This is a genomic window from Arthrobacter sp. H14 (genome assembly GCF_000520495.1).
Taxonomy (GTDB): Bacteria; Actinomycetota; Actinomycetes; order Actinomycetales; family Micrococcaceae; genus Arthrobacter_C.
The window spans coordinates 19,914-24,977 of record NZ_KI914648.1 but is presented as its reverse complement, the minus strand read 5'-3'; the positions used below and the strand labels follow the sequence as shown (position 1 = coordinate 24,977).

Below are 5,064 nucleotides of genomic sequence, written 5' to 3'. Positions count from 1 at the left end.
CTTCGGGTCACCGGATACATAGCCGTGGTGGTGGAACTGCACGGTTCTTCCTCACTTCGCTGTATAGCCTGTCTTATCGTTGTGTTCGATATTAGAATTTATCTTTCTATTATTGAACAACGCTGGTTGAAACTATACGATGAATATGACGTGGGTTACAAGCACCGCATTGCGGTACAGGTTCCAACGATGCGGACTTTGTCGTAAAGATCCTTGTGCATAGCTGTGCCGGAGCCCACATGTATGTATTATGTTCTGAGTCACACTAACTGACCGTTCTGTCAGTAATTCAGTTCGCGTTTCACCTACATGCCATTAACAACGGAGTTTTCCATGTCATCATCAACATCCGCAGTCGGGGGACGGCAGCGCATGTCGGCGGAGGACCGCAAGGTCGTCGCCGGAACCATGATCGGTACCACCATCGAGTGGTACGACTTTTTCATCTTCGCCCAGGCGGCGGGGCTGATTTTTGCCGGTCTCTACTTTGACCCTCTGAATGAGGGCAGCCCAGGACTGGCGCAGCTTGTGTCCTGGGCTACCATCGGCATCAGCTTCTTCTTCCGGCCGCTGGGCGCCATCGTCGCCGGCCACCTCGGTGACCGCATCGGCCGCAAGACCATGCTGGTGTTCACTCTCGTGATGATGGGTGGCGCGACGGCGTTGATCGGCCTGCTGCCAACCTACGCACAGATTGGTTTCTGGGCGCCGCTGCTGCTCATTCTGCTCCGGATCCTGCAGGGATTCTCTGCGGGTGGTGAATGGGGCGGAGCCGCTCTGATGGCCGTCGAGCACGCTCCGGTCAACAAGCGCGGTTTCTGGGGGGCCTACCCGCAGATCGGTGTTCCGGTCGGCATGATCCTGGCCACCCTGGTGATTCTCGTGCTGCGCGCCTCGATGACACCGGAGGAGTTCCTCGCCTATGGCTGGCGTATCCCGTTCCTCATTTCCGTGATCCTGATCGGCGTCGGCTACGTCATTCGTAAGCGGGTCGCAGAGAGCCCGGTCTTTACCGAGATGCAGCAGCGCAAAGCGGAGTCTGCGGCACCACTGGGGCAGCTGTTCAAGCACAATACGAAGCAGGTTGTCCTGACAGCTCTGATCTTCATCGCCAACAACGCGGCGGGGTACCTTCTGATCGCGTTCTTTTCGGCGTATGCCATCGGCTTGGGCATGAACCCGTCCGCGGTGCTTTTCGCGACGCTGCTGGCATCGTTCGGCTGGCTCATCTTCACCATGTATGGCGGGATGCTCTCCGACAAGATCGGCCGGGTGCGGACCTTCAAGATCGGCTACGCCATCATCTTCGTCTGGATGATTCCGCTGTTCATGCTGATCGACACCCAGAACATCTGGCTGTACGGAATCGCCCTGTTCGTGCTGACCATCGGGCTCGGCCTTTCCTATGGACCGATGTCGGCGATGTACGCGGAGATGTTCCCCGTACACGTCCGCTACTCCGGGATTTCGATTGGCTACGCACTGGGTGCCATCCTGGGCGGCGCGTTTGCCGCCTTGATTTCCCAGTGGCTGCTCAACAAAACCGGATGGTCCGGATCCGTGGCAATCTACATCATGGTCCTCTGCGTCATCTCCTTCGTTGGTGTCTCCATGGTTAAAGAGACCAAGGGCAACAACCTGCGGGTCAAGGACGTCGAGATTTAGTCTTCAACGCACCTGCATCACCGACTGACCGCAACTCAGTCGCTGACTGCTCCGTCTGTTGTGGCCACGGGCGGCCCGCTTCCACCGGGACACGGGCCGCTCCGCTTTGGATGGCCGGGCAGAGCAGGATATGAATAAGGAATGAGCACTCAGGACGATCCGGAAGCGTATGCTCCGGATCCGGCGCGCTGGCGGGTGCTGTCGGTCCTGCTCGTGACGATTTTCATGTCGCTGGTCGGAGTGAGCATCGTCAACGTTGCCCTGCCGTCCATCCAGCAGGGTCTCGGAGCAACCCAGTCCGATATTCAATGGGTGCTGTCCGGCTATGCGCTTACCTTTGGTGTTGTCCTTGTCGCTGCCGGACGTGCCGGAGATATTCTGGGCCGTGGGCCGCTGTTCATCGCCGGCGTCTCGGTCTTTACACTGTCTTCGATTGCGGCCGGGCTGGCGCCTGATCCGTTGTCGTTGAACATTGCCCGGTTCGTCCAGGGAGTGGGTTCCGGCCTGCTGAACCCGCAGGCGGTCGGCATGATCCAGCAGTATTTCCGGGGAGCGGAGCGGGGCAGGGCGTTCGGTTACTTCGGCACGGTTGTAGGTCTTTCGGTGGCAGTCGGCCCGCTGCTCGGTGGTCTGCTCATCGAGCTCGGCGGAGTGGAGAACGGGTGGCGCTGGACTTTTCTGGTCAACGTTCCAGTCGGTATTCTCGCCATCGTCCTGGCACTGCGGTGGTTTCCACGGCCGTTGCGGGCCGGCCGCATGGGCAGCCGGCGCCGGGACCTCGATCCAATTGGGGCGTTGCTGCTTGGGTTGGCGGTATTGACGGTTCTGCTGCCATTCGTGGAGACGGATTCATCTGCCTGGATCTGGGCACTGCTGCCTGCATCGGGCTTGCTGGTGCTGCTGTGGGCGTTATGGGAGCGTCGCTACAAGGCACGCGGCCGCAGCCCGATGGTCGACCTGGCCATCTTCCGCACGGCCAGCTTCTCCAACGGTGCGCTGCTCGTCAGCCTGTACTTCACCGGGATGACAAGTATCTTCGTCCTGATCGCTCTCTATTTTCAGGAAGGGCTCGGACACAGCGCTCTGGAGAGCGGTGCGGTGGGCGTGCCGAGCGCTATTCTCGGCGCCATTGCTGCGAATTGGGGCGGCAAGGTGGTGATGCGTTTCGGCCGGAAACTGGTGATCGGCGGCATGTTCTGCGCGTTGGCCGGGCTCGCGCTGAGCATCCTGGTGATCCAGCTTGCTGCGGCGGGCATGATCAGTGAATGGTGGCTGCTGGCCAGTCTCGGACTCGTCGGTGTGGGGCAGGGCGCGGTCATCACACCGAACCAAACACTCACGCTGGCCGACGTACCGCTCGAGTATGCGGGAAGTTCCGGCGGCATCATGCAAACCGGCCAGCGTATCGGCACATCGGTCGGCATAGCCATGATCACCGCCGTCGCCTTCGCCGTTCTCGGGATGAGCAACTGGCCGCAAGCCATCACCGCCGGGTTCATCGTGATCGGTGCGGTGATCCTGCTGGCTCTGGTGGTCGCGTTCCATGATCTGCACCGGCGTCAGCGAAATCTGGAGAAGGTGGTTTGAGTGGAACATATTGAGAAATGGGACCGGCTGTCGATAGCGGCGGCTTCGCTGCCTGTCGCCGGCGCGCTGGCTGTCGGGATTTTCGCTGAGTTTTTCCTCCGCTCATCCGGCGGTGCCGCGCTTCTTGCCGGACTGGCCAGCCTCCTCATCGTCGCCCTCATCGTATTGGACGTTCCGGCGGCGATAGACGCCATCGAAGGCAACACCTTCAGTGAACTGTTGCGGATCGGCGGACGCCAGATGGCGGTCTTCCCTTGGACGATTGGCATTTTCGCCGGCCGCTGGTTCCATCCCTTCGACGGGCTGGATCCGTTCGGCGCACAGGGCCATGTCGCGCTCATCGTGGTGACGTTCGTCGTCGTCGTTGGCAGCCACTTGATCCGACGGCACGATCACGTTCTGCCGTCCTGGATTATCGTGGCAGTGGGATTGCTTGCCGGTGCATTACTTTGGCCGGTCGGATAGCGATGCTTGACACGGCAGTACTGGAGGCGTGGCGATGACGCGGAAGCTGATGACGACACTGGGTCTGGCTCTGGGCCCGGTGACCTTGCTGCTGGTGGATGTCATCTTCACCCAGACGAGCCCCGGTGAAGTGTTCAACGGCATCTTCGAACTGGTCCGTGCGACCGGGGTGGTGGCATGGCCGGTCGGGGCCCTCATCGGCCACTGGTACGGACCGCCGCGAACCGGGCCCCTGGTGCGTGGTCCGCTGAACTACGTCATATTGATCGGGGGCTCGCTGCTGGCAATGGGACTATCCCTGTTCTTTCTCAATGTGCCAGTGGCCTCGCATATCGTTTCCACCATCGCGCTGTTCGCCGGTGCGGTCATTGGCGCCCTCTTTTGGACCATCGATGAACCCCGGGCAATGCGGGCGGACAAAGGACGCCCCGCCAATATTCGTTAGGAAAGCGGGTGGCGCTGGTACCGTAAGTCCATGCCGGAGATGCCTGAAGTGGCTGGACTCGTCGATTTTCTGCGCCGGAAGCTGGTTCCGGAGGACGGGCCACCCGCCGTCGTCGCTGACGTCGAGGTGCTCTCTTTCTCCGTTCTCAAGACGGCCAAAGTACCGGTGGAGGCGCTGCTGGGACTGGAGGTCACCGCCGTCGAACGCTGGGGCAAATTCATCGCCGTCCAGGTGGGGGAGCACTATCTGGTGATGCATCTGGCCCGGGCGGGATGGCTGCGCTGGTCCGACGCATTCAAACCGGGACGGCTCCGGCCGGGCAAGGGAGTTATCGCGTTGCGGGTCAGATTTACGACGGCGGACCCCGCCGACGCTGGACCCTCGGCTGAGGGGGCCGCGGCCAACCACGGATTCGACTTGACCGAAGCCGGCACCAAAAAGTCGTTGGCAGTCTACGTGGTGGAGAACCTGGCGGAGGTCCCCGGTGTAGCACGCCTCGGACCTGATGCGCTGGAGCTGGACCGGAAAGCGTTTGGCGATATTATTGCCGGGCACCGGGGCCAGATCAAGGGGCTGCTGCGGGACCAATCCATCATCGCCGGGATCGGCAACGCCTACAGCGACGAGATTTTGCACGCCTCGCGGTTATCGCCATTCACTTTGGTTACGTCCCTGGACGATGAACAGGTAACGGGCCTGTATGTGAGCATGCAGGAGCTGCTGCGCTTCGCCGTCGAAACTGCAGCTGGACGTCCAGCCAATGAACTCAAGGATGCCAAGCGGCGGAACATGCGGGTTCATGGCCGGACAGGGGAGAGCTGCCCGGTATGTGCGGATACTGTGCGCGAGGTGTCGTTCGCGGACTCGTCGCTGCAGTATTGTCCGACCTGCCAGACCGGCGC

The 5,064-nt window shown here is 61.1% G+C and carries 6 protein-coding genes; all 6 read left to right on the top strand.

The annotated features are described in order from the left end of the window. On the top strand, positions 1-207 hold a 207-nt coding region (locus tag Y707_RS32155; protein WP_216699236.1), incomplete at its 5' end, for a hypothetical protein. A gap of 126 nt (positions 208-333) precedes the next feature. Beyond that, positions 334-1,665, top strand: coding sequence for an MFS transporter (locus Y707_RS0109820; RefSeq protein ID WP_026534954.1), 1,332 nt, complete (start codon positions 334-336; stop codon positions 1,663-1,665). Positions 1,666-1,806: 141 nt separating this feature from the next. Further along, positions 1,807-3,252: an MFS transporter gene (locus Y707_RS0109815; RefSeq protein ID WP_026534953.1), complete on the top strand. Its 1,446-nt coding sequence runs from the start codon at positions 1,807-1,809 to the stop codon at positions 3,250-3,252. Beyond that, positions 3,253-3,717 carry a hypothetical protein gene (locus Y707_RS0109810; RefSeq protein ID WP_026534952.1) on the top strand — a complete coding sequence of 155 codons (465 nt, stop codon included), beginning with the start codon at positions 3,253-3,255 and terminating at the stop codon, positions 3,715-3,717. 34 nt (positions 3,718-3,751) lie between these two features. Further along, positions 3,752-4,162: a hypothetical protein gene (locus Y707_RS0109805; RefSeq protein ID WP_026534951.1), complete on the top strand. Its 411-nt coding sequence runs from the start codon at positions 3,752-3,754 to the stop codon at positions 4,160-4,162. Between the two features lie 30 nt (positions 4,163-4,192). After that, a partial coding sequence (locus Y707_RS24885) for a DNA-formamidopyrimidine glycosylase family protein (protein ID WP_035781073.1) occupies positions 4,193-5,064 on the top strand: 872 nt, incomplete at its 3' end.